Consider the following 25,693-nt stretch of genomic DNA (forward strand, 5'->3'; position numbering starts at 1 on the left):
ATGGACATGAAGCTCGACAGCATTGGGCTTTCGCCCTTCCGCAATTTCTCGCGCGCCGAATGGGCCGCGCTGCGTGCCGATACGCCGCAGCCGCTTACTCCCGAGGAGATTGCGCGGCTGCAAGGCCTTAACGACCGCCTCTCCCTGGCCGAGATCGAGGAAATCTATCTGCCGCTATCGCGGCTGCTTTCCATCTATGTGGCAGCGACGCAGAAGCTGTTCCGCGCCATGCAGAAATTCCTCGGGCCAGAGCAGGCCGGGAAGATGCCCTACATCATCGGCATTGCCGGTTCGGTGGCGGTCGGCAAGTCGACGACGTCACGCGTGCTGCAGGCGCTGCTCGGCCGCTGGGCCAACACCCCCAAGGTGGCCCTCGTCACCACGGACGGCTTCCTCCTCCCCAATGCGGTGCTGGAGCGGGAAGGGCTGATGCAGAAGAAGGGTTTCCCGGAAAGCTACGACCTGCCGGCGCTCCTGCATTTCCTCACCGATATCAAGGCGGGGCGGCACCCGGTGACGGCGCCGATCTACAGCCATTTCGACTATGACGTGATGCCCAATGAACGGGTCGAGGTTGACCAACCCGACATTCTCATCGTCGAGGGGCTCAATGTGCTGCAGACCAGCCGGCCGCCCAAGGACGGCAAGGGCATCCCCTTCGTCTCCGATTTCTTCGACTTCAAGATCTATATCGATGCCGACGACGCGATCCTCGAGCGCTGGTATGTCGAGCGCTTCATGCGGCTGCGCCAGACCGCCTTCCGCGACCCCGCCGCCTATTTCCATCGTTATGCCGGCATTTCCGAAAGCGAGGCCGACCAGACCGCGCGCTCCATCTGGCACTCGATCAACCGGGTGAACTTGCAGGAGAATATCCTGCCCACCCGCCAGCGCGCCGACCTCATCCTGCGCAAGGGGGGCGACCACGAGGTCGAAGCCGTGGCGCTGCGCAAGCTCTGATCGCGCCATGATCCCCGCCCCGCTCGAACTCGCGCCCGGCTGCCTGTGGTGGCGGGGCTATCTCGACCGTGCCGCCCAGGAGGCGCTGGTTGCCGATATCCGCGAGGTGTTGAAGACCGCGCCGCTGTTCATCCCGCGCATGCCACGCACGGGAAAGCCATTCTCGGTGCGGATGTCGAATTGCGGTCCGCTCGGCTGGGTATCGGATGAGAGCGGCTATCGCTATCAGCCGCACCATCCCGAGACGGGCGAGCCATGGCCGCCCTTCCCCGCCGCCTTGCGCAACGCATGGGCTGACCTTGCCGGTGCGGCACCGGCTCCACAGGCCTGCCTGATCAACTGGTACGGCCCCGAGGCGCGCATGGGGCTGCATCAGGACAAGGACGAGCAGGAGTTTTCCGCGCCGGTGCTTTCGCTTTCGCTCGGCGATACCGCCATCTTCCGCATCGGCGGCGTCGAGCGTCGCGGTAAAACCCGCTCCATTCAGCTCGCTTCGGGGGATGCGCTGCTGCTTTCCGGGCCGAGCCGGCTGGCCTTTCACGGTATTGATCGTATTCTTGCCGGCACGTCGACGCTGCTCAGTCAGCCAGGTCGCATCAATCTGACGTTACGGCGCGTGCATCCGGCTCGCGAGGAACGGGATGCGGCGCTATGAGCAGACAACTCAATAGCTTTCCCATGGAAGGACATGCCATGCGACGCTTGGTGCGCGCTGCCGTTCTGATCGCCGCGCTGGCTGGTTCGCCTCTCGCGGTTCACGCCGAGCCGGTGTTTCCGAATGGCGGCTCGGTCGGCATGGAAGTGCCCGGCGGCATGGTGCCGATTCCCGGTGCGGCCGGCTTCGAGGATCGTGCCGCCAAGGCAGCGATCCTCTTCGTCGAGGTGCCGCATGCGGATTTCGACACAATCGTGAAAAGCTTCGAGCCGGATGCGCTGCAGAATAAGGGCGTGACGATCGAGAGCCGCAAGCAGGTCACGCTGGCAGATGGCGGTCGCGGGTTGATCCTGAGCGGCTATCAGAGCGTCGGCGCGGTGGCGATCAAGAAGTGGATCATGCTGGCCGGCGGCAAGAACCAGACCGCCGTCATCACCGTGCAGTTCCCCGAGGCGGCCTCGGACAGCTATCCAGACGCGGTCGTGGAAGCGGCGCTGTCCAGCGTGGTATTCCGCGCGCCGCCCAGCCAGGAAGAACTGCTCGCTCGCCTGCCCTTCACCTTTCAGTCGCTAGAAGGGTTCAAAGTATTGCGGGTGCTCGGCAATTCGGCGGTGTTGATGACCAAGGGCGAGGCATCCGCCCCGCAGGAGGGGCAACCGATCTTCATTGCCGGCGTGGTGCCGGGCGAAGTGGGGGAAAACGAGCGCGAAAGTCTTGCCAAGCGGGCGGTCGCGTCGGTCCCGGGCGTGCGTGACCTGCGCGTCGAGCGTGGCGGGCCGCTGCGAATTGGCGGTCAACCGGGCATCGAGATCGTCGCCAATGCCGTGGACCTGCAAACCGGCAAGCCGGTGAAGGTTGCGCAGTGGCTGCGTTTCGGCCGTGCCAGCTATATCCGCATGGTCGGGGTGCTGCCGGCGGACGATTTCGCCCGCGACTTTGACAGTCTGCGGGCGCTGCGCGACGGGCTGGAGCTGCGCTGAGGCGCGCTCCAGCCCGTTGTTCAGTTCAGTTCTGGCTGGTCTGGCTTTCCGCCGGAGCGGCCTTCGGGCCGCCCTTGGAAACGCCGACCATCGCCGGCCGCAACACGCGCCCGCCAATTGTGTAGCCGGGCTGGATCACCTGCACGACGGTGCCGGAGGGTACTTCGGCATTCGGGACCTCGAATATGGCCTGATGCAGGTTCGGATCGAAGCGGGAGCCCTCGGCGTCGATGCGGACGACGCCATGTTTCGCCAGCGTCTGGGTGAGGCTGCGCGCGGTCAGCTCGATGCCGTCCAGCAGCGTCTTCAGCGTGCCCTCGGCGCTCGCACGAGCGTCGGGCTGGATGGCGCCGAGCGCGCGTTCGAAATCGTCTGACAGCGACAGCACGTCACGGGCGAAGCCGGTAATGCCATAGACCTTGGCATCGGCCACTTCGCGCTCGGCGCGACGGCGTACATTGTCGGCTTCGGCAAAGGCGCGCAGGAACTTGTCCTTCAGCGCGGTGATCTCCGCCTCATAGCGTTCGCGCTCGGCGGCGAAGCCATCCTCGCCGTTTTCGGGCGAACCGACGGTTTCTTCGCTCGGCGTACCGGCGACCTCGTCGGAAGCATCCGCCGGCTTGCGGTTATCTTCGGTCATGACTGCCTCGTCGGGGGAAGGAATTCCGGACGCGTTGCGTCACGGTTGCCCGCCATATCGGGTCCTGGCGGCAAAAAATCAAGCTGCGTCGAAGTCCGGACGGCCCAGAACCCGGCTGACCACCCGCGCGGTGAAGTCCACCATCGGCACGATACGGGCATAATTCAGCCGTGTCGGCCCGATGACGCCGAGCACGCCGACCACCCGCCCCTGCCCGTCGCGATAGGGCGCGACGATGGTGGAGGAACCTGACAGCGAAAACAGCTTGTTTTCCGAGCCGATGAAGATGCGCAGGCCCTGCGCGTCCTCCGCCCGTCCCAGAAGGTCCACCACTTCCTGCTTGGCCTCGAGATCGTCGAAGAGCAGACGTACGCGCTCGAGGTCCTCGATGGCCTTGAGGTCGTGCAGCAGGCGGGTCTGGCCACGCACGATCAGCCGGCGTTCGGCCTTGTCGCCGCCCGACCAGGAGGCGAGCCCGGCGGCGACGACGCGCGCCGTGACCTCGTCGAGTTCGGCGCGGCGGGCGGCGAGCGTGCGCTCCACCTCGGCGCGGAGCTCGGACAGCGTGCGTCCGCGGGTGCGGGCGTTGAGGAAATTGGTAGCCTCGACCAGTGCAGAGGGAGGCAGGCCGGCGGGCAGCGGCACCAGCCGGTTCTCCACCTCGCCATCGTCGGAAACCAGAATGAGCAGCGCCCGCGAGGGGTCGAGCGGCACGAACTCCATGTGCTTCAGGCGCGTGTCGCTCTTCGTGGCGGTGACGACACCGGCGCCGCGCGACAGGCCGGAGAGCATATTGGAAGCCTCCGCCAGCACGCCCTCCACGGTCTGGGCGCGCGCGGCCGCCTTGACCTGTGCCTCGATGGCATTGCGCTCCTCCTCCGAGACGTCGCCGATCTCCAGCAGCGAATCGACGAAAAAGCGCAGGCCGCGTTCGGTCGGCAGGCGCCCGGCGCTGGTGTGCGGGGCGAAGATGAGGCCGGCGGCTTCGAGATCCGCCATCACGTTGCGTACCGAGGCCGGCGACAGCGTCATGGGAATGAGGCGGGAAATATTCCGCGAGCCTGCCGGCTCGCCGGTGGCGAGATAGCTCTCGACGATTTGCCGAAAAATCTCCCGCGACCGCTCGTCGAGCTTGGCGAGGGAGGGGGAGGTGGAAGCCAGGATCGGATCGAGAGGCATGGTCGAGCCGCGTTCGCCATCAGGACGTTTCATGTGAAACATATAATTGGCCTTCGCGCCGGAGCGTACAAGGCGCAGAGTTATGCGCTTGCGGTTGCACGGCACTGCCCCTTACAAGGAGCGCCGATAGACCGGCGCCTTGTTGGTCGCGGTTTCTCACGCGCACGGGCGCCATCGCGTCTGGCAATGCCTCATGGAGACTTCAGCATGCGTCCCTCCCGCCGCGCTCCCGACGAGATGCGGGCCGTCAGCTTCGAACGCGGCGTGCTGCGCCATGCGGAAGGCTCCTGCCTGGTAAAGTTCGGCGAGACCCATTTGCTGGTGGCCGCAACCTTGGAAGAGCGGCTGCCGCCCTGGCTGAAGGGGCAGGGCCGCGGCTGGGTCACCGCCGAATATGGCATGCTGCCGCGCGCGACCCATGAGCGCACGCGTCGCGAGGTCACGGCCGGCAAGCCGTCGGGTCGCACCATGGAGATCCAGCGGTTGATCGGCCGTTCGCTGCGCACCATCGTCGATCTGGAAAAGCTTGGTGAGCGGCAGATCACCGTCGATTGCGACGTGATCCAGGCGGATGGCGGCACCCGCACCGCCGCCATCACCGGTGCCTGGATTGCGCTGCATGATTGCCTCAACTGGATGAAGGCCCGGAGCCTGCTCTCGACGATCCCGCTGCGCGACCATGTGGCAGCGGTCTCCTGCGGCATCATCGACGGTGAGCCGCGGCTCGACCTCGACTATGCCGAGGATTCCGATGCCGGCACCGACTGCAATTTCGTGATGACCGGCGCCGGCGGTTTCGTCGAGCTGCAGGGTACGGCGGAGAAGGCGCCTTTCACCGAGGAAGAGTTCAACGCCATGCTCGGCCTCGCCCGCAAGGGCATCGGCCGCCTGGTCGATCTGCAGAAGATGGCGGTGGCCTGAACGATGGATGAGGATCGTCAGCCGCACCGCCGGCTCACCGGCCGGGTGGTGATCGCCACCCACAATCCCGGCAAGCTCATCGAGATGCGCGGGCTCATGGAGCCTTATGGTGTCGAGCTGGTCTCGGCCGGCGATCTCGGCCTGCCCGAGCCGGAGGAGACCGGGCTGACTTTCGAGGAGAATGCCCGCATCAAGGCAAGGGCCGCCTGCGAGGCCACCGGCCTGCCGGCCTTTGCCGACGATTCCGGCCTCTGCGTCGAGGCACTGGGCGGCGCACCGGGGCTTTATACCGCACGCTGGGCGGGGCCAGAGCGCGACTGGGGCAAGGCCATGGCCAGGGTCGAGGAGGAACTGCGCAAGGTCGATGCCGTCGATCCGCGAGACCGCCGTGCCTATTTCATCTCGGCACTGTGCATCGCTTGGCCGGACGGCCATATCGAGGATTTCGAGGGGGTGGTCTCCGGCGAAATGGTATGGCCGCCGCGCGGCGACAGCGGCCATGGCTATGACCCGATGTTCCTCCCGGACGGCTCGGCCCGTACCTTCGGCGAGATGAACGGCGAGGAAAAGCACGCCATGCCGCCGCTCGGCCGCGGCGGATCGCACCGCGCCCGCGCCTTCATCAAGCTGGCCGAGGCCTGTTTCGGGGCCAAGTTTGACTGACCTCGCCGATAGGGCGCCCCCGGTGGATCCGGGATTCGGCGTCTACGTGCATTGGCCGTTCTGCAAGGCCAAGTGCCCTTATTGCGACTTCAACTCGCATGTGCGCCATGCCCCGCCGGACGAGGCGCGGTTCCTCGCCGCGTTTCGTGCCGAAATCCGCCATATGCGCGAGCGCACCGGCCAGCGGCGGACGCAGAGCGTGTTCTTCGGCGGCGGCACGCCCTCGCTGATGGCGCCGGCGACGGTCGAGGGCATCCTGACCGCCATCGACGCCGCCTGGCCTCTCGATGCCCGCGCCGAGATAACCCTGGAGGCGAACCCCACCAGCGTCGAGGCCGGGCGCTTTCGCGGTTACCGCGCCGCCGGCATCAATCGCGTCTCCCTCGGCGTGCAGGCATTGGACGACAGCTCCCTGAAGGCGCTGGGGCGGATGCACACGGCGGCCGAGGCGCTGGAGGCGGTGGCCATCGCCCGCTCGGCCTTCGAGCGCTCCTCCTTCGACCTCATCTACGCCCGGCCGGAACAGAAGCCGGCCGAGTGGAAGCGCGAGCTGGAGCGCGCCATCGCCGAGGGCTGCGAGCACCTCTCGCTCTACCAGCTCACCATTGAGGACGGCACGCCCTTCGCGGCGCTCCATCGTGCCGGCAGGCTGAAGACGCCGGAACCGGAGGTGGCACGCGCCTTGTGGGACGTGACGCAGGAGACGACGGCCGCCGCCGGCCTGCCGGCCTACGAGATTTCTAACCACGCTCGGCCCGGCGCCGAGAGCCGGCACAATCTGCTCTACTGGCGCTATGGCGAATATGCCGGCATCGGCCCCGGCGCGCATGGACGGCTCGACACGCCGGAAGGCCGGCGCGCCACTTCCACCGAGCGCGGTCCGGAGAAGTGGCTGGAGCGGGTCGAGGCGGATGGTCAGGGTCTCGTCGTCGACGAGGAGCTGAGCCGGCCGGAACAGGCCGATGAATACCTCATCATGGGATTGCGGCTCGCCGAAGGCATCGACCGCCATCGCTTCGCCCGCTTGTCCGGCCGCGACTTCGACGCCGCGCGGGTAGCGGCGCTGATGGCCGAGGGCATGCTCGAGGAGCGCGCCGACGGCCGGCTGCGCGTCACGCCCCAGGGCTTCCCGGTGCTCGACGCCATCGTTGCGGATCTAGCGGCGTAGTTGCGCGTCAGATCCCCTGCTCGGCGAAGCTGCGTGGGGCGGGGCTGGCGATCTGGGTGCCGCCGCTGGCGATGCGCATGACGGCCAACCCGCGCTGGTTAGTGCCGTCGGAACGGAAGCGGAAGATGCCGTCAATGCCGCCAAAGCCGGAAGGATTCTGGATCGCGGTGTCGTTGAGGCCGGCCTCGCCGCCGGTGTTGACCAGAGCCGCCATCAGCGAGACCGCGTCATGGGCCAGCGTCGCGGTGCGTACCGGCTTCTGGCCGAAGCGGGCCTCATAGCGCTGCGAGAACGCACGAAAGCCGGCCGGATCCGGTGCCGCGAAGATGCCGCCCTGCAATTGCGGGACGTTGAACAGTGCCTGACTGTCCCACAGGCCGGTGCCGATCAACTGCTTGCCGGAGAGATTGACCCCGGCGCTCGACAGGGCTTGCAGGATCTGCGGCACGGCTTCGCCGGAATCCGGCACGAACAGCGCGTCGGCCTGGGCGGCGGAGGGAGCCAGACGGCGGGCGGCCTCGGCATATTGGCTGGCATTGCCGGGTGCGTAGCGCTCCAGGCCGACCACCCGGCCACCGACCGCCGAAACCGTCTCGCGGAAGGCGGCCTCGACCACCGAGCCGTAGGCATTGTCCGGCAGCATGCCGAGATAGGCCCGCCGACCGCTCGACGAGGCATAGCGCACCGCCCGTACCACATCGGTCTGTGGCAGGAAGGAAAGCAGATACACGCCCCGCGTCGCCACATTGGTGTCGGTCGAGAAGCCGACCAGCGGCACGTTGCGCGAGCGCGTCACCTGTCCGGCGGCGGCGACGGTGTGGGCGAAGAGCGGCCCGATGACGGCCCGCGCGCCTTCGTCGAGCGCCTGTTGCGCGGCGGTCTGGGCACCGGGGCCGGTGCCGCCGTCATCCTTGACGATGAGCTGGATATTGGCGCCGGTAAACTCGGCGATCGCCATGTCGGCGGCGTACTTCAGAGACTGCGCGGCGATGGCGGCGTTGCCGGTCGCGCCCAGCGGCAGGATGAGGCCGATCCGCACCGTGCCGCTGCCGAGCATATTGGTCGGCTGCGCCGGAACAGCCGGTGCCGGCGGCAGCGCCGCCTGAGGCGGAGGCGATTCCGGCAATGAGCTGCAGGCGGCAAGTGTCGCGCCGCCGGCCATGAGCAGGAAGCCGCGACGGCTGTGGCCGAGTGCGGCGCGGGTGCCGGTCTGTGTCGGTCGGTGTGGCTCGGTCATCGCCTCGTCGGGTGGCTGAGCGGGGCATATCCACCCTTGTAGGATGCCGGGAGGCCACCTGTCACGCGGCCCACGCAAGCAAACGGCGCAAAAATGCCGCCAATCCCCTTCCATGGGGCGCATGCGGGCATGACGGCGTCGCTCTTGCCTTCTAGAGTGGCTGAACGATGACCCACCCGCCCGCCGATGCCCCGCGTTCTTTTCGTCTTGCCGGCCAGATCGTGCCGGCGCCACGCCTCGATGCCGGGTTGCACGTGGTGGCGACGCCCATCGGCAATCTCGGCGATGTAACGGTCCGTGCGCTGGAAACGCTCGCCGGCGCTGATCTCGTCGCCTGCGAGGATACGCGGGTCACGCGGCGGCTGCTTGATCGTTACGGCATCGAAACGCCGCTTGTCGCCTATCACGATCACAATGCCGCCAGCATGCGCCCGCGCCTCCTGGGCCGATTGGAGCAGGGCGCCACCGTGGCACTGGTGTCGGACGCCGGCACGCCGCTGGTCTCCGATCCCGGCTACAAGCTGGTGGAGGCGGCGATCGAGGCCGGTTTTCGCATCGTGCCGGTGCCGGGGGCTTCGGCAAGCCTTGCTGCGCTGGTGGCGGCGGGCCTGCCGACCGACCGCTTTCTGTTCGACGGTTTCCTGCCGCAAAAGAGCGGCGCCCGCCGCAGCCGAATCGCCGAGCTGGCGTCGTTTCCGGCGACGCTGGTGCTCTATGAAAGCGGCCCGCGCCTGCCGGACAGCCTGGCCGACCTCGCGGCCGGTCTCGGGGAACGCAAGGCGGCGATGTGCCGCGAGCTTACCAAGGCCTTCGAGGAGGTCCGGCGCGGTTCGCTGGCCGATCTCGCGGCACATTATGCCGAGGTTGGTCCGCCCCGTGGCGAGATCGTGCTCGTCATCGGTCCGCCGCCGGCCACGGAGGCCAGCGATGCTGATATCGATGCGGCGTTGCGCCAGGCGCTCGCCAGTCTTTCGCTCAAGGACGCCGCCGCTGCGGTGGCCGCCGCCACCGGTCGTCCACGCCGCGATGTCTATGCGCGGGCGCTGGCGCTGCAGGCGGAATCGCACGGATGAGCGAGCCGAAGCCGACGGCCTTTTCCCGCGGCATCGATGCCGAGGAAGCCGCCGCACGGCTGCTGGTACATCAGGGATTCAACATCCTCGCGCGACGCGTGCGCACACCGCGCGGCGAGATCGACCTTGTCGCCCGGCGCGAGGGGCTGCTGCTGTTCGTGGAGGTGAAGGCACGCTCAGGCCTGCGCGCGGCAGCCGAATCGCTGCTGATTCGCCAGCGTCGGCGCATTGCCGCCGCGGCGGAGATCTATCTTGCCGCGCATCCCGAGCTTGCCGGCCTCGACATGCGGCTCGATGTCGTGCTGCTGGCGCCGGGCCGTGCGCCGATGCATCTGCCTGGTGCCTTTGAGGCGGACTGACGCCCGCCGCGTGCCTCCGCGCATGGCGCCGCCCGGCGCGAGGCGGTAAACAGGGGACGAATGCCGCCGAGGCGGTCTCCCCTTTAGGATCTCAACATCCATGAGCCTCAACGTCGCCGTCCAGATGGACCCGATCGACCGCATCAACATTGCGGGCGATTCGACCTTCGCCCTCATGCTCGAAGCGCAGGCGCGCGGGCACGCGCTTTCCTATTACACCCCCGATACCCTCGCCATGCGCGACGGCGAGGTGTTCGCCACCGTGCAGCCCGTCGAGGTGCGCGACATCAAGGGCGATCACTTCACCCTCGGCGAAAAGCAGCGAGTGCGGGTCGACGGGTTCGACGTGATCCTGATGCGACAGGATCCCCCCTTCGACATGCACTACGTCACCGCCACCCATCTCCTGGAGCGGGTGCATCCGAAGACGCTGGTGGTGAACGATCCGGCGCATGTGCGCAACGCGCCGGAGAAAATCTTCGTCACCGAGTTTCCGGAACTGATGCCGCCGACGCTGATCACGCGCGACCTCGAGGAGATCAAGGCGTTTCGCGGCGAGTTCGGCGACATCGTGGTGAAGCCGCTCTACGGCAATGGCGGCGCGGCGGTATTCCGACTGACGCGCGACGACCTGAATTTCGGTTCGCTCTACGATCTGTTCGCCACCACTTTCCGTGAGCCCTGGGTGGTGCAGCGCTTCATCCCCGAGGTCGCCCAGGGCGACAAGCGCATCATCTTGGTGGATGGCGAGTTTGCCGGTGCCGTCAATCGGGTGCCGAGCCCGGGCGACCTGCGCTCCAATATGGTGCGCGGGGGGGCGGCGAAAGAGACCGACCTGTCCCCGCGCGAACGGGAAATCTGCGAAGCGCTGGGTCCCTCTCTGAGGGCAAAGGGCCTGCTCTTCACCGGCATCGACGTGATCGACGGCAATCTCACCGAGATCAACGTCACCTCGCCGACCGGCATCCGCGCCATTCGCCGGCTGGGTGGGCCGGACATCGCGGCACTCATCTGGGATGCGATTGAGACGAAGCGGAGCTGACGGGCGCAGGCGCCGCCCCAAGGGGACGGCGCCTGGCAGCTCAGTGCACGCTCACCATGACGAGCTCGTTCTGCACGGCGCTGGCAATGGCGGCATCGCGGCTGTCGGTCAGCATCATCGGCGTGCCATCGGCGGCATGCAGCGTGAAGAGCTTGAGACCCGGTTGCAGGCGGGCCTGCGGGAACAGGCGGGCCGCGTCTTCCGAATCGATCGGGCGCACATAGGCGATCTGGCCGCCGCCGAGGTTGGCGAAGGCTTCCGGTGTCAGGCCCCCCGGCGCACCGCTGGTGGCGGCGGGGTCAAGGGTGAATTCGTTGGTCATGGTCTGCGACTCCTTTCCAAGCTGTCGAGACCGGCTCAGGGCACGTTCACTCATCGGTTGCTATGGCGATACGCCTGACCACCCGTTCCGGTTCCGGTCGGATGAGATCAACCGATAAAAGACCGTTCTTCAGTTCCGCTCCCAGGACATGCATGCCCTCGGCCAGCACGAATGTGCGTTGGAACTGGCGGGCAGCGATGCCCCGGTGAAGAAAGGTCCGTTGAGGCTCCTCGGCCTGGCGGCCGCGGATGACGAGCTCCTTTTCCTCGAGCGTCACATCCAGCTGATCCCGGGCGAAACCGGCGACCGCCAGCGTGATGCGCAACCGTTCCGGCTGACCCGGCGCGGCGAGGCGTTCGACATTGTAGGGCGGATAGCCGTCCGAGCCCTTTGCGACCCGATCCAGCGCCCGCTCCACCTCATCGAACCCGAGAAGGAAGGGGCTCGACAGCGTGGGAATGCGCGACATGCTCCCAAAGTCCTTGTCCGAAGCGACTTTGCAGGGTGGGACCCCCAAAGGGCATCCCGTTGTATCGACATATGGGCAAGGCGGTACCGGGGCGCAAGATGTCGCCCGCTCTCCCGCGATGTCACGCCCAAAGAGCGGATCGGCAAAGGTTCAGGCGGCGTAGCGCTCGCCATTCGGGCCGAAGTGCCCGAGATAGCGCGGATCGATGCGCTCTATCGGCAGCACGATCAGTACGTCGGTGGTGCCGAACTGGTGGTCGATCACCGCGTCCTGGCCGATCTGGGCGCCGAGGCGCAGATAACCCTTGATCAGCGGCGGCAACTCGGTGAGCGCCTTCTTGGCGTCGAGGGCGTCCTTCGCGACATTGTCCATCGCCGCGGCCCGGCCCGGCCGCGCGCGGGCGTGCCATTCCGGCTCGGAGGGAGCGAAATGGTGGAGGAACGCCAGTGGACGCTCGAGCACCTGCGGATCGGTACCTTCAAGGCTGGCGCAGCCGAACATCACATCGATGCGGTGCTGGCGCACATAGGCCCAGATGCCGTGCCAGAGCAATTCCACCGTGCGCTTGGTGCGATAGGGGCCGAGTACGCAGGAGCGGCCGAGTTCCAGAAAGCGGCGATGGGGATGGCGGGCGAGCAGCGGCGCAATGTCGAACTCTCCGGCAGTATAGAAACCGCCGTGGCGATTGGCGATCTCCTGCCGCAAAAGCCTGTAGGTGCCCACCACCGCCGGCACGCGACGTCCGCGCACCATGCGGCAGGCATCATGATCGATCACCAGCAGATGGTCGCAAATGGCGTCGAAGCCGTCGAAGTCGCGGCGGGCGAGACGGGCGGCGGCACCGGGCAGGGCCGACATCTCCTCGTAGAACACCTGGTAGCGCAGGCGCTGCGCCCGGCGCACATCGGCGGCGGTGCGGGCGAGCCGGACCTCCAGCGACCCGATGCGGCCGAGGCTCGCGGGTCCCGGCTCGGCGCGGCTCTCCCGGTGGCGCAGGCCGGAATAGGAGCGCAGCGCCGGCATCAGCCGCGACGGGGCGAGTGGGCCGGCCATGCGGCGCATCGGTTCGGCAAAATGGGGAGCAAGTGACGTGGGCAACACCAGACGCAGCGCCGAAGCGAAAGGATTCGGCGTAGCATCGGCCGGATCGTCGGCAAAAGAACGGGTCATGGCGTGCCCCTGAAACTGCCACGTATCATAGTTTCAAGGGGCGACAGAATCACGTTTTTCCAACGGCGATGTGACAGCGGCGGTCTGGTCCTGCCGTACCGTCCAGCCAGGCTGCTCCCGCGTCGCTCTTGCGATCCGACCCATGGGCGCGGCGGACGAGAGACCGGGTCCGACCTTGCCACGGGAGCTGGCTTGCCGGGCCGGCGGCGGACATTCTGGCGGCCTATACGTGCAGAAACCGGTCCTTCAGGCCGGGATCGGCACGAAAGGCCGCGGTGTCGCCGGTCCAGGCCACGCGGCCCTTCTCGAGGATGACGTGCCGGTCGGCGATCCGCGCCAGCGCGTCGGCATGCTTGTCGATGACGAGGATGGCGAGGCCCGCCTGCTTGAGCCGTTCGAGGCAGCTCCAGATCTCGGCGCGGATGAGGGGCGCAAGGCCTTCCGTCGCTTCGTCGAGGATCACCAGCTTGGGATTGGTCATCAAAGCCCGACCGATGGCGAGCATCTGCTGCTCACCGCCCGAGAGCTGACTGCCGAGATGGCGCTGGCGCTCGGCGAGGCGGGGAAACAGCTCATAGATGGCGGCGAGCGTCCATTCCGGCGCCGGTGGCCGGGCGCCGGCGCGGGCAGTGGCAATCAGGTTCTCGCGCACGCTCAGCGTGGGGAAGATGCGCCGGCCTTCCGGCACCAGGCCGATGCCGGCGCCCGCGATCCGATAGGGCGGCAGGCCGCGTATCGGCTGTCCTTCGAAGAAGAGGGTGCCGCCGCTGGCGGGCAGCAGACCCATCACGCTCTTCACCGTCGTGCTCTTGCCCATGCCGTTGCGGCCCATGAGCGTGACCACCTCGCCGACGCCAACGGCGAACGACACGCCGAACAGCACCTGGTTGCCCCCATAGCTGGCCTCGACATCGTGGAGCTCCAGCATCACGCCTCCTCGCCGAGATAGGCGGCGCGCACGGCGGTGTCGGCGCGGATGGTCTCCGGCGAGCCGGAGGCGACGATGCGCCCCTCGACCAGCACGCTGATGCGGTCGGCGAGCGCGAAGACGGCATGCATGTCATGTTCGACCAGCAGGATCGCGGCGTGTCGGGCGAGCCGGCGCAGCACGTCGATCATGCGCTGCGTCTCCGCCTTGCCGAGGCCGGCCATGGGTTCGTCCAGCACCATGAGCTTCGGCCGCGCCACCAGCGCCATGGCGAGCTCCCATTGGCGCTTCTCGCCATGGCTGAGTCCACCGGCCAGAACGTCGGCCCTTTCGGCGAGCCCGACTTCCTCCAGCGCGGAACGGGCGATGGCGTTCAATCCCTCGTCGCGGCTGGCCGGCGTGAGAAAGCGGAAGCTCGATCCGGCCAGCGCCTGTGCGCAGAGCGCGACATTCTCCAGGGCGCTGAAGCCGTTGATCAGCCGGGTGATCTGGAAGGAACGCGCGAGGCCGCGATGCACGCGCCGGTGCGGCTTCTCGCCGGTGACATCCTTGCCGTCGATGAGGATGCGGCCGGAATCGGGGCCGATCTCGCCGGCGATCTGGCCGATCAGCGTGGTCTTGCCCGCGCCATTGGGGCCTATCAGCGCATGGGTCTCGCCCGGCGCGACGTCGAGCCAGACGTCGTCGCTGACCCGCAGCCGGCCATAATGCTTGACGAGGCCCTGGAGCTGGAGAACCGGAGTGCCGGTGGTCATGGGGTCCTCCTGCCGAGGAGGCGGGTGATGCCGTCTCGCCCGGCCAGGGCCGCCAGAACCAGCAACGGGCCGAAAATCAGCCGCCAATGTTCGGTGATTTCCGCCAGCCACTCCTCCAGCAGGACGATGCCGATGGCCCCGAGCACCGCGCCGTGCAGCGATCCCGCGCCACCCAGCACCACCATGACGATGAACTCGCCCGAGCGCTGCCACGACATGTAGGCGGGGCTGACATACTCGGTAAATTCGGCATAGAGGCCGCCGGCGAGGCCCGCCATGCCGCCGGCGATGACGAAGGCGACCAGCCGGTAGGCCATCACCGGAAAGCCGGCGGCGGTCACCCGTCGCTCATCTTCGCCGGCCGCCCGCAGCACCCGTCCGAAGCGGGAAGCGACGATGGCGCGGCAGGCGAGATAGACGAAGGCCAGCACGGCGAGAACGACATAATGGAAGCTCACGGGCGATCCGAAGGGATCGGTGCCGAAGAAGGTCGCGCGTGCCGGCAGGTTCAGCCCGTCATCGCCACCATAGGCGGACAGGCTGCTGGTGGTGAAGAACAGCATCTGGCCGAAGGCGAGCGTGATCATGATGAAGTAGACGCCGCGCGTGCGCAGCGAGACCGCGCCGATCGGCAGCGCCAGCGCGGCGCTGGTGGCGATGGCGGCGGCGATCAGCAGCGGCCCGCTGGTGACGCCATGCGCCGAGAGAATGCCGACGGCATAGGCCCCGGCGCCGAAAAAGGCGGCGTGCCCGAAGCTCACCAGCCTTCCATAGCCGAGGATCAGGTCGAGCCCCAACGCCGCGATGGCGAGGCACATGATGCGGACGGCGAGATTGACCATGTAGGTGTCGCCACCGGCAACGACCGGCACCAGCGTCAGGCCGGCGCCGATGGACAGCGGCAGGACATAGCGCCGGGCAGCGATGCTCATCCCGCACTCGCCGGGAACAGACCGCGGGGCCGCACCGCCAGAACCAGCGCCATCAGCACATAGACCAGCATGGAGGCGAGCGCCGGCCCGGCCTGGGCAGCGGCCGAGGAATCCAGCAGCAGTCGCATCAGGCTGGTGGAGAAGGAGCGTCCGAGCGTGTCGACCAGCCCGACCAGTAGCGCCGCCACGAAGGCACCGCGCACCGAGCCGATGCCGCCGATCACCACCACGACGAAGGCGAGGATCAGGATGTTGTCGCCCATGCCGGGCTCGACCGACAGGATCGGTGCCGCCAGCGCACCGGCGAACCCGGCCAGCATGGCGCCAAAGCCGAAGACCAGGGTGAACAGCCGGCCGACATTCACTCCCAGCGCGGACACTATCGCCGCGTCGCTGGCCCCGGCGCGCACGCGCATGCCGACACGGGTATGGGCGACGAGCACATAGAGCAACACGGCGACACCAAGGCCGGCGCCGATCAGCACCAGCCGGTAGAGCGGGTAGAGCAGGCCGGGCATCAGCCGCACCGCGCCGGACAAGGCTTCGGGAATTTCGACATGCAACGGCGCCGATCCCCAAAAGGCGCGTACCGCCTCGTTGAGAAAAAGGATAACGCCGAACGTCGCCAGCACCTGGTCGAGATGATCGCGCCCGTAGAGACGGCGCAGCACCAGCCGCTCCAGCAACACGCCGCAGACGAGCGCGGCGGCGAGCGCCAGCACGAGGCCGAGCGCGAAGCTGCCGGTGGCGGACGCGAAGGCGGCGAGGAAATAGGCGCCCAGCATGTACTGCACGCCGTGGGCGAGATTGATGAAGTCCATCACCCCGAACACCAGCGTCAGCCCGGCGGCGATCAGAAACAGCAGCACGCCGAGCTGCAGCCCGTTAAGGGTCTGGATGAGGAGAAGCGTGACGCTCATGCCGGCGTCGCTTCCCGGCGCCGCGCGCCCTCTGCCTCGCCCTCTGCGCCGTGCATCACTTCATCGGGCATTTGGCGGCATAGACGTCGCCATATTGCTTGAAGACCGTCTCGACGGTCTCGGTCTGGAACTTGCCATCCGGACGCTTGGCCACCTTGACGAGATAGAAGTCCTGGATCGGAAACTGGTTGGTATTGAAGGAAAACGCACCGCGTACCGACTTGAAGTCGGCCTTCTTCAGGGCCGCCCGCACGGCTTCCTTGTCGTCGAGCTTGCCGCCGAGCTGCTTCACCGCCGCATCGATCATGAGCGCCGCGTCATAGGCTTGTGCCGCATAAAGTGCGGGCACATAACCATATTCCTTCTCGAAAGCAGCGACGAACGCCTTGTTCTCGGGAGTATCGAGATCGGGGGCCCAGGCGGCACCGGAATAAAGGCCGAGCGCGGCACCCTGCGTCGCTGGCAGCGTCGTCTCGTCGACGGTGAAGGCGGAGAGGAACGGGACGTTGTCGGCGAGACCGGCCTGGCGGTATTGCTTGACGAGGTTCACGCCCATGCCGCCCGGCATGAAGGTGAACACCGCATCCGGCTCGGCGGCGGCGATGCGGGCGAGCTCGGCGGAGAAGTCGAGCTGGCCGAGCTGGGTATAGATCTCCTCGACGACCTCGCCCTTGTAGTGCCGCTTGAAACCGGCGAGCGAATCCTTGCCGGCCTGATAGTTGGGCGCCATCAGCACCAGCTTCTTATAGCCCTTGTCCTGTGCGTATTTGCCCAATACTTCGTGATTCTGGTCGTTCTGGTAGGACGCAGAGAAGAAATACGGGCTGCAACCTTCGCCGGCGAGGGTGGACGGGCCGGCATTGGCGCTGATGACGAACGTCTTGGATTCGGTCAGCGGCTTGGCGACGGCGTTCATCACATTCGAGAACACCACGCCGACCACGAAATCGACCTTGTCGCGCTCGACCAAGGTCTTGGCCTTGGTGACGGCGACGTCAGGCTTCAGCTCGTCATCGACCACGATGATTTCGGCGGTCTCGCCGCCGAGCGCGCCGCCGCGCTGCTTCACCGCCAGCAGGAAGCCGTCGCGCAGATGCTGGCCGAGGGCGGCCGAGGGACCGGAAAGCGTTGAAATCAAACCGATTTTCAGATCTTCGGCGCCGGCGGTGGCGGCCGGCAGGGCCAGAATGGTGGCAAGCGCTGCAGCGCCGATCATCCGCTTCACGTCGAGGTCTCCCGGTTCACCCAAAGTCATCCCTCCCGCTTTCTGGCACGACGGAGGCGAGCGCAACAATCCCCAAAACGGTGATCGGCGAGACGGTTCCGCGTCAGGCGGTGTCGCCGGCGAACAGGTTGCGCGCCGCCTCGTGCAGCGCCGCGCCCGGGGTGGCGAGACCATGCAGGATGTCGAAATGGTTGGCCCCGGCGATTCGATGCGGTGGACGGTCCGGCCAGTTGGCGGCCATCCGATCGGTCTGCCGGCGGAAACCCTCGGTTTCCTCGCCGCCGACCGCCAGCACGACGCGGGCCGGCACCCGGCGGGGGGCGCGGTCGAGGCTGAGGCGGGCGGCCTCGGCGTCGTCGAGGCGGAGGTCGGCATTGATGCTGGTGGCGATGAGCGGCCGCAGATCGAACACGCCGGAAATCGGCAGCACGCCCTGGAAGGGGGCCGCCGGCAGGCCGTGCGCGGTCCAGTCGACGGTCGCCAGGTCGGCGGCGAGATAGCCGCCGGCCGAATGGCCGGCCACCACGATGCGGGCGCGTTCGGCCGGCGTCAGCACCTCGCGGTAGAGATGGGCGAAGGCGGTCCGCACGGCGGGGGCGATGGCGGAAAAGGCGGCCTGCGGGCACAGCGGGTAGCTGGGCAGCGCCACCGAATAGCCGACGGCGAGGAAGGGCGCGGCGATCCAGGAAAATTCATCCTTCGACCGCGCCCGCCAGAAGCCGCCATGGATAAAGACGAGGGTGCCGCGCGGCGCGGTGGCGCGGAACAGGTCGAGCCGTTCGCGCGGATGCGCGTCATAGGCGAGGTCGGCCAGCGGCGGATGGTGCCGGCGCGCGGCTTCGGCGCGTTCCTGCCACCTGCCGGTGATCGCCTTCATGTCCGGCACGGTGAGCGCCAGATTGTACTGGCGTTCGCTGTAGTCATCGATGGCGGCGGCCGGCAGGGTCATGGACACATCCTTCGGACGAGGCGACACGGGAGCGATGCCCGCAGAGCCCCCAGGATCGCCGCCAGGGCGAGAGGCGGCGGCCGGTTCGGCCAGACGGGTATCGCGGGCGAGATTTGCGGACGCCCCTGCATAAAAGGCTCCACGGTTTCGTTCAAATCGACTGGCGGGTCTCGATCTCGACGGTGAGCCACCGAGCGCCGGATCGCAAAGCCCGGCGGCAGGGAAAGCGTTGGCTCGTTGAGGCACCGACCGCGCCCCGCTGCCGATCGGGGGCGTCGGCGCCATTGCGTGCAGGCACCGGGCATAGATGGTTTGGAACCGGAAACCGGACCCCGACGCCATGCCCGACACGGCCCGCGGCCGATTGCTGGACCTTGGCAGGCCTGCCTGCGGCACGGTCGATCCCCGACGCCTTTGTTGCCGGCGGCGCTTGCGGGGCTATGCGGCGGCGGTGGTCCGGTCGGCGCCGACGCGATAGGCCAGGGCTTCGGCGATATGGGCACGTCCAACCGTTTCGGCCCCGGAAAGATCGGCGAGGGTACGCGCCACCCTCAGCACGCGGTGATAGCCGCGCGCCGACAGCCGCATGATGCGCGCCGCATCGGTGAGCAGCGCGGCGCCGTGGCTGTCGGGCGAGGCGATCTCCTCCAATATCGGGCCGGAGGCCTGGGCGTTGGTGGCGAGGTCCGGCCGGCCGAGGGCGGCGAAACGCTCGGCCTGCGCCGCCCGCGCCGCCGCCACCCGCCGGGCGACGCTGACGCTCGATTCGGTCGGCGCCGAGCGCACCAGATCCACCGCCGATACCGCCGGCACGTCGAGATGCAAATCGATGCGGTCGAGGAAGGGGCCCGACAGCCGCGCCTGATAGTCCGCCGCGCAGCGCGGCCCGCGTCGGCAGGTGAAGCCGGGCTCGCCGGCCCGGCCGCAGCGGCAGGGGTTCATCGCCGCCACCAGCTGGAACCGGGCCGGATAGGTGACGCGGTGGTTGGCGCGGGCGATGAAGGCGTCGCCGGTCTCCAAAGGCTGGCGCAGCGCGTCGAGCACCGAGGGCTGGAACTCCGGCAGCTCATCGAGGAACAGCACGCCATTATGCGCGAGCGACACCTCGCCGGGCCGGGCGCGGTTGCCGCCGCCGACCATCGCCGCCATCGAGGCGGAATGGTGCGGCGCGCGGAACGGCCGCCGGTCGGTGAGCGCGCCCGATTGCAGCGTGCCGGCCACCGAGGCGATCATCGAGACCTCCAGCAGCTCCACAGGCGACAGCGGCGGCAGGATCGAGGGCAGGCGCTGCGCCAGCATCGACTTGCCGGCGCCGGGCGGGCCGCAGAACAAAAGGTTGTGGCTGCCGGCGGCGGCCACTTCCAATGCCCGCCGGGCTGTCTCCTGTCCGCGCACGTCCGAGAGGTCCGGCAGCGCGGCACCGGCGGCGTCCAGCCGCGGCTCCGGCCGGGTCAGCCGCTGCCGGCCGGCGAGATGGCCGGCCAGCTGGATGAGCGAGGAGGGCGCCAGCACCGGCATGTCCGGGCTGGCCCAGGCGGCCTCTTGGCCGCATTCCGCCGGGCAGATGAGGCCGTGGCCGCGGGCATTGGCGCCGATCGCCGCCGGCAGCACCCCGGCCACCGCGGCGATGCGGCCGTCGAGCGCCAGCTCGCCGACCACGGTGAAGCCTTCCAGCGCCTCGGCGGGAACCGCCCCGATCGCCGCCATCAGGCCGAGCGCGATCGGCAGATCGTAATGGCTGCCCTCCTTGGGCAGATCGGCGGGGGCGAGATTGACGGTGATGCGCTTGGGCGGCAGGGCAAGCCCGGAGGCGATGAGCGCCGCGCGCACCCGCTCCTTCGCCTCGGTCACCGCCTTGTCGGCGAGGCCGACCAGATTGAACGCCGGCAGGCCGGGGCTGACCTGGACCTGCACGTCGACCGGGCGCGCCTCGATGCCCTCGAACGCCACCGTTGCCACCCGCTGGACCATGGTCCCCCGATCACGTCTTCGCGCGCCGCGCCGCGCCATCCCGCCCCGAAACCTCAACTCTAAAGGGCGAAAACCCCGCGTCAAGAACATTAAGGGAACGGAAAAGGCGAATTCGCTCGCTGCCGGACCGGTGCCGTGCGCGTTCGATAGAACCTTTCTATCAAGAGACGGAACGCCGGAATTGATTTCCGTCAAGTCAGGGCCGATGTTCTCCATTGGAAAACTTTAAAAGAAGGTCCGGGAGAAGATGCCGCATTACGAGCCATGGAGCGAAGAGCGGGCGCAGGCCGTGATCGGCGAGTTCGCTCATCTCGAGGGCCCGCTCATGCCGATGCTCCACGCGGTGCAGGAAACGTTCGGCTATGTGCCGGATGCGGTGGTGCCGATGCTTGCCGAACGCCTGAATGTCTCGCGCGCCGAAGTCCACGGCGTGGTGACCTTCTATCATGATTTCCGGCACGAGCCCGCCGGCCAGCACGTGCTGAAGCTGTGCCGCGCCGAGGCCTGCCAGGCCGCCGGCGGCGATGCGCTGGCCGCCCATGCCGAGCACAAGCTTGGCTGCAAGCTCGGCGAGACCACCGCCGATGGCCGCGTCACCGTCGAGCCGATCTACTGCCTCGGCCTGTGCGCCACCGCGCCTTCCGCCATGCTCGACGGCCGCATCGTCGCCCGTCTCAACGAGCGTCGCCTCGACGCGCTGATCTCGGAGGCGCAGTCGTGAGCACGAATCCCGTAAGCATCCGCATCTACGTTCCCAAGGACGCCTGCGCCATCGCCTGCGGCGCCGACGAGGTGGTCCAGGCCATCGAGGCCGCGGCCCTCGCCCGCAGTCAGCCGGTCGAGATCATCCGCACCGGCTCGCGCGGCATGCTGTGGCTGGAGCCGCTGGTCGAAGTGGCGACCCCGGAAGGCCGCATCGCCTATGGCCCGGTGGAGGAAGGCGACGTCGAGGCGCTGTTCGCGGCCGGCTTCCTCACGGGGGCCACGCATGCGCTGCGCATCGGCAAGCCGGAGGAACACCCCTTCCTGGCGAAGCAGACCCGGCTCACCTTCGCCCGCTGCGGCATCATCGACCCGGCCTCCTATGCCGACTACGTCGCCCATGGCGGTTACAAGGGTCTCGAGCGCGCGCTGGCGCTCGGCCCGGCGGAGATCATCGAGGAAGTCAAGAAATCCGGCCTGCGCGGCCGCGGCGGCGCCGGCTTCCCCACCGCCATCAAGTGGAAGACCGTGGCCGACGCCAAGGACGACCGCAAATACATCGTCTGCAACGCCGACGAAGGCGACTCGGGCACCTTCGCCGACCGCATGATCATGGAAGGCGACCCTTTCCAGCTGATCGAGGGCATGACCATTGCCGGCATCGCGGTGGGCGCCACCAAGGGATACGTCTATACCCGCTCGGAATATCCGCACGCCATCTGGGCGATGGAGAAGGCGATCGAGGCGGCGCGCGCCCACGGCATGCTCGGCGTCAACATTGCCGGCTCGCCGCACAGCTTCGACATGGAAGTGCGCATGGGCGCCGGCGCCTATGTCTGCGGCGAGGAGACCGCGCTGCTCGACAGCCTCGAGGGCGGCCGCGGCACGGTGCGCGCCAAGCCGCCGCTGCCGGCGCATAAGGGCCTGTTCCAGAAGCCGACCGTGATCAACAACGTGCTGTCGCTGGTGGCGGTGCCGCATATCCTGGCCGACGGCGCGCAGAAATACGCCGATTTCGGCATGGGACGCTCGCGCGGCACCATGCCGGTGCAGATCGCCGGCAATGTGAAGTTCGGCGGCCTGTTCGAGACCGCCTTCGGCATCACCCTCGGCGAGCTGATCAACGATATCGGCGGCGGCACGGCGTCCGGCCGCCCGGTGAAGGCGGCGCAGGTGGGCGGCCCGCTCGGTGCCTATGTGCCGACCTGGCAGTTCGACCTGCCCTTCGACTACGAGGCCTTCGCGGCCAAGGACGCGCTGATCGGCCATGGCGGCATCGTGGTGTTCGACGACACCGCCGACATGGTGAAGATGGCGCGCTTCGCCATGGAGTTCTGTTCGGTGGAGAGCTGCGGCAAGTGCACGCCCTGCCGCATCGGCTCCACCCGCGGCGTCGAGGTCATCGACCGCATCGTCGCCGGCGAGCGGCGCGAGAAGAACCTCGAAGTGCTGAAGGACCTCTGCCAGACCATGAAGCTCGGCTCGCTCTGCGCGCTGGGCGGGTTCACACCCTATCCGGTGCTGAGCGCCCTCACCCATTTCCCCGAAGAATTCGGCGACACGCCCCGTCGCCTCGAAGCCGCTGAATGAGGAGGACACGCCATGTCTCTCGTCCATGAGATCGACTACGGTACGCCCGCCCCCAAGACCGACAAGATGGTGACGCTCACCATCGACGGCGTCGAGGTCACGGTCGCGGAAGGCACGTCCATCATGCGCGCGGCGATGGAGATGGGGACGCAGATCCCCAAGCTCTGCGCCACCGACATGCTGGACGCCTTCGGCTCCTGCCGCCTCTGCCTGATCGAGATCGAGGGCCGCAACGGCACCCCGGCCTCATGCACGACGCCGGTGGCGCCGGGCATCAAGGTGCACACCCAGACGCCGCGCCTCGCGCAGCTGCGCAAGGGGGTGATGGAGCTCTACATCTCCGACCACCCGCTGGACTGCCTCACCTGCGCCGCCAATGGCGACTGCGAGCTGCAGGACATGGCCGGCGCGGTCGGCCTGCGCGAGGTGCGCTACGGCATGGAGGGCGCCAATCATTTCGCCCCCACTTCCGAGCTCGTCATGCCCAAGGACGAGTCGAACCCCTATTTCACCTACGACCCGGCCAAGTGCATCGTCTGCAATCGCTGCGTGCGCGCCTGCGAGGAAGTGCAGGGCACCTTCGCGCTGACCATCTCCGGCCGCGGCTTCGACAGTCGCGTGTCGCCGGGCCAGTCGGAAGCCTTCCTCACCTCGGAATGCGTGTCCTGCGGCGCCTGCGTGCAGGCCTGTCCGACCGCCACCCTTTCCGAGAAGCGGCTGATCGAGATCGGCACGCCCGAGCATTCCGTCGTCACCACCTGCGCCTATTGCGGCGTCGGATGCACCTTCAAGGCGGAGATGCGCGGCCAGGAAGTGGTGCGCATGGTGCCGTGGAAGGAAGGCAAGGCCAATCGCGGCCATAGCTGCGTCAAGGGCCGCTTCGCCTGGGGCTACGCGATGCACAAGGATCGCGTGCTCAACCCGATGATCCGCGCCAAGGTCACCGACCCGTGGCGGGAAGTGTCGTGGGACGAGGCGATCGCCCACACCGCCTCCGAGCTGAAGCGCATCCAGGAGACCTATGGCCGCCGCTCCGTGGGCGGCATCACCTCCTCGCGCTGCACCAATGAGGAAGCCTATCTCGTCCAGAAGATCATCCGCGCCGGCTTCGGCACCAACAATGTCGATACCTGCGCCCGCGTCTGCCACTCGCCGACCGGCTATGGCCTGAACCAGGCGTTCGGCACCTCCGCCGGCACGCAGGACTTCGATTCGGTCGAGGACAGCGACGTCATCCTGGTCATCGGCGCCAACCCGACCGACGGCCACCCGGTGTTCGGCTCGCGCATGAAGAAGCGCCTGCGCGAGGGCGCCAAGCTGATCGTCGTCGATCCGCGCCGCATCGACCTGGTGCGCTCGCCGCACATCAAGGCCGACTTCCATCTGCCGCTGCAGCCCGGCACCAATGTCGCCGTCGTCACCTCGCTGGCCCATGTCATCGTCACCGAGGGCCTGGTCGACGAGACCTTCGTGCGCGAACGCTGCGACTGGGACGAGTTCCAGGACTGGGCCGAGTTCGTCGCCGACGAACGCCACTCGCCGGAAGCCGTCGCCCAGTACACCGGCGTGGCGCCGGAACTGATCCGCGGCGCCGCCCGGCTGTTCGCCACCGGCGGCAATGCGGCGATCTATTACGGCCTCGGCGTCACCGAGCACTCGCAGGGCTCGACCACGGTGATGGCGATCGCCAACCTCGCCATGGCGACCGGCAATATCGGCCGCCGCGGCGTCGGCGTGAACCCGCTGCGCGGCCAGAACAACGTGCAGGGCTCCTGCGACATGGGCTCGTTCCCGCACGAGCTGCCGGGCTATCGCCACATCTCCGACGACGCCACCCGCGCCACCTTCGAGGCGATGTGGGGCCGTCCGCTCGATCCCGAGCCCGGCCTGCGCATTCCCAACATGCTGGATGCCGCGGTCGAGGGCACCTTCAAGGCGCTCTACGTCCAGGGCGAGGACATCCTCCAGTCCGACCCCGACACCAAGCATGTCGCCGCCGGCCTCGCGGCCATGGAGCTGGTGATCGTGCAGGACCTGTTCCTGAACGAGACCGCCAACTACGCCCATGTCTTCCTGCCCGGCTGCACCTTCCTGGAGAAGGACGGTACCTTCACCAATGCCGAGCGCCGCATCCAGCTGGTGCGCAAGGTGATGGCGCCGAAGAACGGCTATGGCGACTGGGAAGTGACACAGCTGCTCGCCCGCGCCATCGGCATGGACTGGAACTACACCCACCCGTCCGAGATCATGGACGAGATCGCCGCGCTGACCCCGACCTTCGCCGGGGTGTCGTTCAAGCGCCTCGACGAGCTCGGCTCGGTGCAGTGGCCGTGCAACGACGCGAACCCGGAAGGTGTGCCGATCATGCACATCGAGAGCTTCGCGCGCGGCAAGGGCAAGTTCGTCGTCACCGAATATGTGCCGACCGACGAGCGTTCCGGCGCCCGCTTCCCGCTGCTGCTCACCACCGGCCGCATCCTCAGCCACTACAATGTCGGCGCGCAGACGCGGCGCACCGACAATGTCGCCTGGCACCCGGAGGACCTTCTGGAGATCCACCCGCACGATGCCGAGCAGCGCGGTGTGCGCGACGGCGACTGGGTGCGTATCGACAGCCGCGCCGGCTCCACCACCCTGCGGGCGGAGATCACCGACCGCGTGGCGCCGGGCGTCGTCTACACCACCTTCCACCACCCGACGACGCAGGCCAATGTCGTCACCACCGACTTCTCGGACTGGGCGACCAACTGCCCCGAGTTCAAGGTGACGGCGGTGCAGGTGGCCCGCTCCAACGGGCCGTCGCAGTGGCAGGAGGATTACGACGCTTTCGCCCGCCAGAGCCGCCGCATCGCCGTCGAAGCGGCGGAGTGATAGCCTAGCGCG

25 protein-coding genes are annotated in these 25,693 nt (G+C 67.9%); 12 read left to right on the forward strand and 13 right to left on the reverse strand.

Annotated elements, in window-relative coordinates:
• Genes coaA through J2X65_RS09735 form a run of 3 tightly spaced genes read left to right on the forward strand, consistent with a single transcriptional unit; the run spans nt 1 to nt 2,595 of the window.
• Nucleotides 1-960, forward strand: a complete 960-nt coding sequence (gene coaA, locus J2X65_RS09725) for a type I pantothenate kinase (protein ID WP_310200672.1) — start codon at nt 1-3, stop codon at nt 958-960.
• Between the two features lie 7 nt (nt 961-967).
• Complete coding sequence (locus tag J2X65_RS09730; protein WP_310200674.1) at nt 968-1,615, forward strand: alpha-ketoglutarate-dependent dioxygenase AlkB; 648 nt, start codon at nt 968-970, stop codon at nt 1,613-1,615.
• Nucleotides 1,616-1,653: 38 nt separating this feature from the next.
• Nucleotides 1,654-2,595, forward strand: coding sequence for a hypothetical protein (locus J2X65_RS09735; RefSeq protein WP_310200676.1), 942 nt, complete (start codon nt 1,654-1,656; stop codon nt 2,593-2,595).
• Nucleotides 2,596-2,620: 25 nt separating this feature from the next.
• Here J2X65_RS09735 and grpE read toward each other — a convergent pair whose 3' ends face one another.
• The gene (grpE, locus tag J2X65_RS09740; RefSeq protein ID WP_310200678.1) at nt 2,621-3,235 is read right to left on the reverse strand and encodes a nucleotide exchange factor GrpE; all 615 of its coding nucleotides are present in this window, start codon (nt 3,233-3,235) and stop codon (nt 2,621-2,623) included.
• A 78-nt stretch (nt 3,236-3,313) separates the two neighbouring features.
• On the reverse strand, nt 3,314-4,414 hold the full coding sequence (hrcA, locus tag J2X65_RS09745) for a heat-inducible transcriptional repressor HrcA (RefSeq protein ID WP_310200739.1): 1,101 nt from the start codon (nt 4,412-4,414) through the stop codon (nt 3,314-3,316).
• A gap of 207 nt (nt 4,415-4,621) precedes the next feature.
• Between hrcA and rph the strand changes: the two genes are divergently transcribed.
• From rph to hemW, 3 genes are read left to right on the forward strand one after another with little or no spacing between them, the layout of a single operon-like run.
• Complete coding sequence (gene rph, locus J2X65_RS09750) at nt 4,622-5,335, forward strand: ribonuclease PH (RefSeq protein ID WP_310200681.1); 714 nt, start codon at nt 4,622-4,624, stop codon at nt 5,333-5,335.
• Nucleotides 5,336-5,338: 3 nt separating this feature from the next.
• Entirely contained in the window at nt 5,339-5,998 is a 660-nt protein-coding gene (rdgB, locus tag J2X65_RS09755) for an RdgB/HAM1 family non-canonical purine NTP pyrophosphatase (RefSeq protein WP_310200683.1), read from the forward strand.
• A 22-nt stretch (nt 5,999-6,020) separates the two neighbouring features.
• On the forward strand, nt 6,021-7,166 hold the full coding sequence (gene hemW / locus J2X65_RS09760; RefSeq protein WP_310200686.1) for a radical SAM family heme chaperone HemW: 1,146 nt from the start codon (nt 6,021-6,023) through the stop codon (nt 7,164-7,166).
• A 7-nt stretch (nt 7,167-7,173) separates the two neighbouring features.
• On the opposite strand, the gene J2X65_RS09765 is transcribed toward hemW, so the two are convergent.
• Entirely contained in the window at nt 7,174-8,403 is a 1,230-nt protein-coding gene (locus tag J2X65_RS09765; protein WP_310200688.1) for a penicillin-binding protein activator, read from the reverse strand.
• 167 nt (nt 8,404-8,570) lie between these two features.
• Between J2X65_RS09765 and rsmI the strand changes: the two genes are divergently transcribed.
• The 3 genes from rsmI to gshB all read left to right on the forward strand — a co-directional run bounded on the left by rsmI (nt 8,571) and on the right by gshB (nt 10,877).
• Complete coding sequence (gene rsmI / locus J2X65_RS09770) at nt 8,571-9,476, forward strand: 16S rRNA (cytidine(1402)-2'-O)-methyltransferase (RefSeq protein ID WP_310200690.1); 906 nt, start codon at nt 8,571-8,573, stop codon at nt 9,474-9,476.
• Complete coding sequence (locus J2X65_RS09775) at nt 9,473-9,835, forward strand: YraN family protein (RefSeq protein ID WP_310200692.1); 363 nt, start codon at nt 9,473-9,475, stop codon at nt 9,833-9,835. Before rsmI ends, J2X65_RS09775 begins: the two co-directional genes overlap by 4 nt.
• A gap of 100 nt (nt 9,836-9,935) precedes the next feature.
• A complete protein-coding gene (gene gshB / locus J2X65_RS09780; protein WP_310200694.1) occupies nt 9,936-10,877 on the forward strand; it encodes a glutathione synthase in 942 nt (313 codons plus the stop codon).
• A 40-nt stretch (nt 10,878-10,917) separates the two neighbouring features.
• Here gshB and J2X65_RS09785 read toward each other — a convergent pair whose 3' ends face one another.
• The 10 genes from J2X65_RS09785 to J2X65_RS09830 form a co-directional block, all read right to left on the reverse strand.
• Nucleotides 10,918-11,199, reverse strand: a complete 282-nt coding sequence (locus tag J2X65_RS09785; protein WP_310200695.1) for a DUF1150 domain-containing protein — start codon at nt 11,197-11,199, stop codon at nt 10,918-10,920.
• A gap of 46 nt (nt 11,200-11,245) precedes the next feature.
• Complete coding sequence (locus J2X65_RS09790; RefSeq protein ID WP_310200697.1) at nt 11,246-11,668, reverse strand: Hsp20 family protein; 423 nt, start codon at nt 11,666-11,668, stop codon at nt 11,246-11,248.
• Between the two features lie 150 nt (nt 11,669-11,818).
• On the reverse strand, nt 11,819-12,721 hold the full coding sequence (locus J2X65_RS09795; protein ID WP_310200740.1) for a GNAT family N-acyltransferase: 903 nt from the start codon (nt 12,719-12,721) through the stop codon (nt 11,819-11,821).
• 340 nt (nt 12,722-13,061) lie between these two features.
• Nucleotides 13,062-13,766 (reverse strand): ABC transporter ATP-binding protein, encoded by a 705-nt coding sequence (locus J2X65_RS09800; RefSeq protein ID WP_310200699.1) that lies wholly within the window; start codon nt 13,764-13,766, stop codon nt 13,062-13,064.
• Nucleotides 13,766-14,521 (reverse strand): ABC transporter ATP-binding protein, encoded by a 756-nt coding sequence (locus J2X65_RS09805; RefSeq protein ID WP_310200701.1) that lies wholly within the window; start codon nt 14,519-14,521, stop codon nt 13,766-13,768. Before J2X65_RS09805 ends, J2X65_RS09800 begins: the two co-directional genes overlap by 1 nt.
• The gene (locus J2X65_RS09810) at nt 14,518-15,453 is read right to left on the reverse strand and encodes a branched-chain amino acid ABC transporter permease (protein ID WP_310200702.1); all 936 of its coding nucleotides are present in this window, start codon (nt 15,451-15,453) and stop codon (nt 14,518-14,520) included. The genes J2X65_RS09805 and J2X65_RS09810 overlap by 4 nt, the downstream gene beginning before the upstream one ends.
• Nucleotides 15,450-16,373 carry a branched-chain amino acid ABC transporter permease gene (locus J2X65_RS09815; RefSeq protein WP_310200704.1) on the reverse strand — a complete coding sequence of 308 codons (924 nt, stop codon included), beginning with the start codon at nt 16,371-16,373 and terminating at the stop codon, nt 15,450-15,452. Before J2X65_RS09815 ends, J2X65_RS09810 begins: the two co-directional genes overlap by 4 nt.
• Nucleotides 16,374-16,428: 55 nt before the next feature.
• Nucleotides 16,429-17,589: an ABC transporter substrate-binding protein gene (locus J2X65_RS09820; RefSeq protein WP_310200741.1), complete on the reverse strand. Its 1,161-nt coding sequence runs from the start codon at nt 17,587-17,589 to the stop codon at nt 16,429-16,431.
• 112 nt (nt 17,590-17,701) lie between these two features.
• Nucleotides 17,702-18,547, reverse strand: coding sequence for an alpha/beta hydrolase (locus J2X65_RS09825; protein WP_310200706.1), 846 nt, complete (start codon nt 18,545-18,547; stop codon nt 17,702-17,704).
• A 438-nt stretch (nt 18,548-18,985) separates the two neighbouring features.
• Nucleotides 18,986-20,518 (reverse strand): YifB family Mg chelatase-like AAA ATPase, encoded by a 1,533-nt coding sequence (locus J2X65_RS09830; protein WP_310200708.1) that lies wholly within the window; start codon nt 20,516-20,518, stop codon nt 18,986-18,988.
• Nucleotides 20,519-20,765: 247 nt separating this feature from the next.
• On the opposite strand from J2X65_RS09830, the gene J2X65_RS09835 reads away from it, so the two are divergent.
• Genes J2X65_RS09835 through fdhF form a run of 3 tightly spaced genes read left to right on the forward strand, consistent with a single transcriptional unit; the run spans nt 20,766 to nt 25,681 of the window.
• Nucleotides 20,766-21,239 (forward strand): formate dehydrogenase subunit gamma, encoded by a 474-nt coding sequence (locus J2X65_RS09835; RefSeq protein ID WP_310200710.1) that lies wholly within the window; start codon nt 20,766-20,768, stop codon nt 21,237-21,239.
• Complete coding sequence (locus J2X65_RS09840) at nt 21,236-22,810, forward strand: NADH-quinone oxidoreductase subunit NuoF (RefSeq protein WP_310200711.1); 1,575 nt, start codon at nt 21,236-21,238, stop codon at nt 22,808-22,810. Before J2X65_RS09835 ends, J2X65_RS09840 begins: the two co-directional genes overlap by 4 nt.
• A gap of 12 nt (nt 22,811-22,822) precedes the next feature.
• A complete protein-coding gene (gene fdhF / locus J2X65_RS09845; RefSeq protein WP_310200712.1) occupies nt 22,823-25,681 on the forward strand; it encodes a formate dehydrogenase subunit alpha in 2,859 nt (952 codons plus the stop codon).
• Nucleotides 25,682-25,693: the final 12 nt, after the last annotated feature.

Origin of the sequence: Ancylobacter sp. 3268 (genome assembly GCF_031456575.1) — a bacterium.
GTDB lineage: Bacteria > Pseudomonadota > Alphaproteobacteria > Rhizobiales > Xanthobacteraceae > Ancylobacter.

Excerpts from the sequence above, each read along its gene's own strand:
- coaA (WP_310200672.1), top strand. The coding sequence starts at position 1 with ATGGACATGAAGCTCGACAGCATTGGGCTTTCGCCCTTCCGCAATTTC.
- J2X65_RS09730 (WP_310200674.1), top strand. The coding sequence starts at position 968 with ATGATCCCCGCCCCGCTCGAACTCGCGCCCGGCTGCCTGTGGTGGCGG.
- J2X65_RS09735 (WP_310200676.1), top strand. The coding sequence starts at position 1,654 with ATGCGACGCTTGGTGCGCGCTGCCGTTCTGATCGCCGCGCTGGCTGGT.
- grpE (WP_310200678.1), bottom strand. The coding sequence starts at position 3,235 with ATGACCGAAGATAACCGCAAGCCGGCGGATGCTTCCGACGAGGTCGCC.
- hrcA (WP_310200739.1), bottom strand. The coding sequence starts at position 4,414 with ATGCCTCTCGATCCGATCCTGGCTTCCACCTCCCCCTCCCTCGCCAAG.
- rph (WP_310200681.1), top strand. The coding sequence starts at position 4,622 with ATGCGTCCCTCCCGCCGCGCTCCCGACGAGATGCGGGCCGTCAGCTTC.
- rdgB (WP_310200683.1), top strand. The coding sequence starts at position 5,339 with ATGGATGAGGATCGTCAGCCGCACCGCCGGCTCACCGGCCGGGTGGTG.
- J2X65_RS09765 (WP_310200688.1), bottom strand. The coding sequence starts at position 8,403 with ATGACCGAGCCACACCGACCGACACAGACCGGCACCCGCGCCGCACTC.
- rsmI (WP_310200690.1), top strand. The coding sequence starts at position 8,571 with ATGACCCACCCGCCCGCCGATGCCCCGCGTTCTTTTCGTCTTGCCGGC.
- J2X65_RS09775 (WP_310200692.1), top strand. The coding sequence starts at position 9,473 with ATGAGCGAGCCGAAGCCGACGGCCTTTTCCCGCGGCATCGATGCCGAG.
- gshB (WP_310200694.1), top strand. The coding sequence starts at position 9,936 with ATGAGCCTCAACGTCGCCGTCCAGATGGACCCGATCGACCGCATCAAC.
- J2X65_RS09785 (WP_310200695.1), bottom strand. The coding sequence starts at position 11,199 with ATGACCAACGAATTCACCCTTGACCCCGCCGCCACCAGCGGTGCGCCG.
- J2X65_RS09790 (WP_310200697.1), bottom strand. The coding sequence starts at position 11,668 with ATGTCGCGCATTCCCACGCTGTCGAGCCCCTTCCTTCTCGGGTTCGAT.
- J2X65_RS09795 (WP_310200740.1), bottom strand. The coding sequence starts at position 12,721 with ATGGCCGGCCCACTCGCCCCGTCGCGGCTGATGCCGGCGCTGCGCTCC.
- J2X65_RS09800 (WP_310200699.1), bottom strand. The coding sequence starts at position 13,766 with ATGCTGGAGCTCCACGATGTCGAGGCCAGCTATGGGGGCAACCAGGTG.
- J2X65_RS09805 (WP_310200701.1), bottom strand. The coding sequence starts at position 14,521 with ATGACCACCGGCACTCCGGTTCTCCAGCTCCAGGGCCTCGTCAAGCAT.
- J2X65_RS09810 (WP_310200702.1), bottom strand. The coding sequence starts at position 15,453 with ATGAGCATCGCTGCCCGGCGCTATGTCCTGCCGCTGTCCATCGGCGCC.
- J2X65_RS09815 (WP_310200704.1), bottom strand. The coding sequence starts at position 16,373 with ATGAGCGTCACGCTTCTCCTCATCCAGACCCTTAACGGGCTGCAGCTC.
- J2X65_RS09820 (WP_310200741.1), bottom strand. The coding sequence starts at position 17,589 with ATGATCGGCGCTGCAGCGCTTGCCACCATTCTGGCCCTGCCGGCCGCC.
- J2X65_RS09825 (WP_310200706.1), bottom strand. The coding sequence starts at position 18,547 with ATGACCCTGCCGGCCGCCGCCATCGATGACTACAGCGAACGCCAGTAC.
- J2X65_RS09830 (WP_310200708.1), bottom strand. The coding sequence starts at position 20,518 with ATGGTCCAGCGGGTGGCAACGGTGGCGTTCGAGGGCATCGAGGCGCGC.
- J2X65_RS09835 (WP_310200710.1), top strand. The coding sequence starts at position 20,766 with ATGCCGCATTACGAGCCATGGAGCGAAGAGCGGGCGCAGGCCGTGATC.
- fdhF (WP_310200712.1), top strand. The coding sequence starts at position 22,823 with ATGTCTCTCGTCCATGAGATCGACTACGGTACGCCCGCCCCCAAGACC.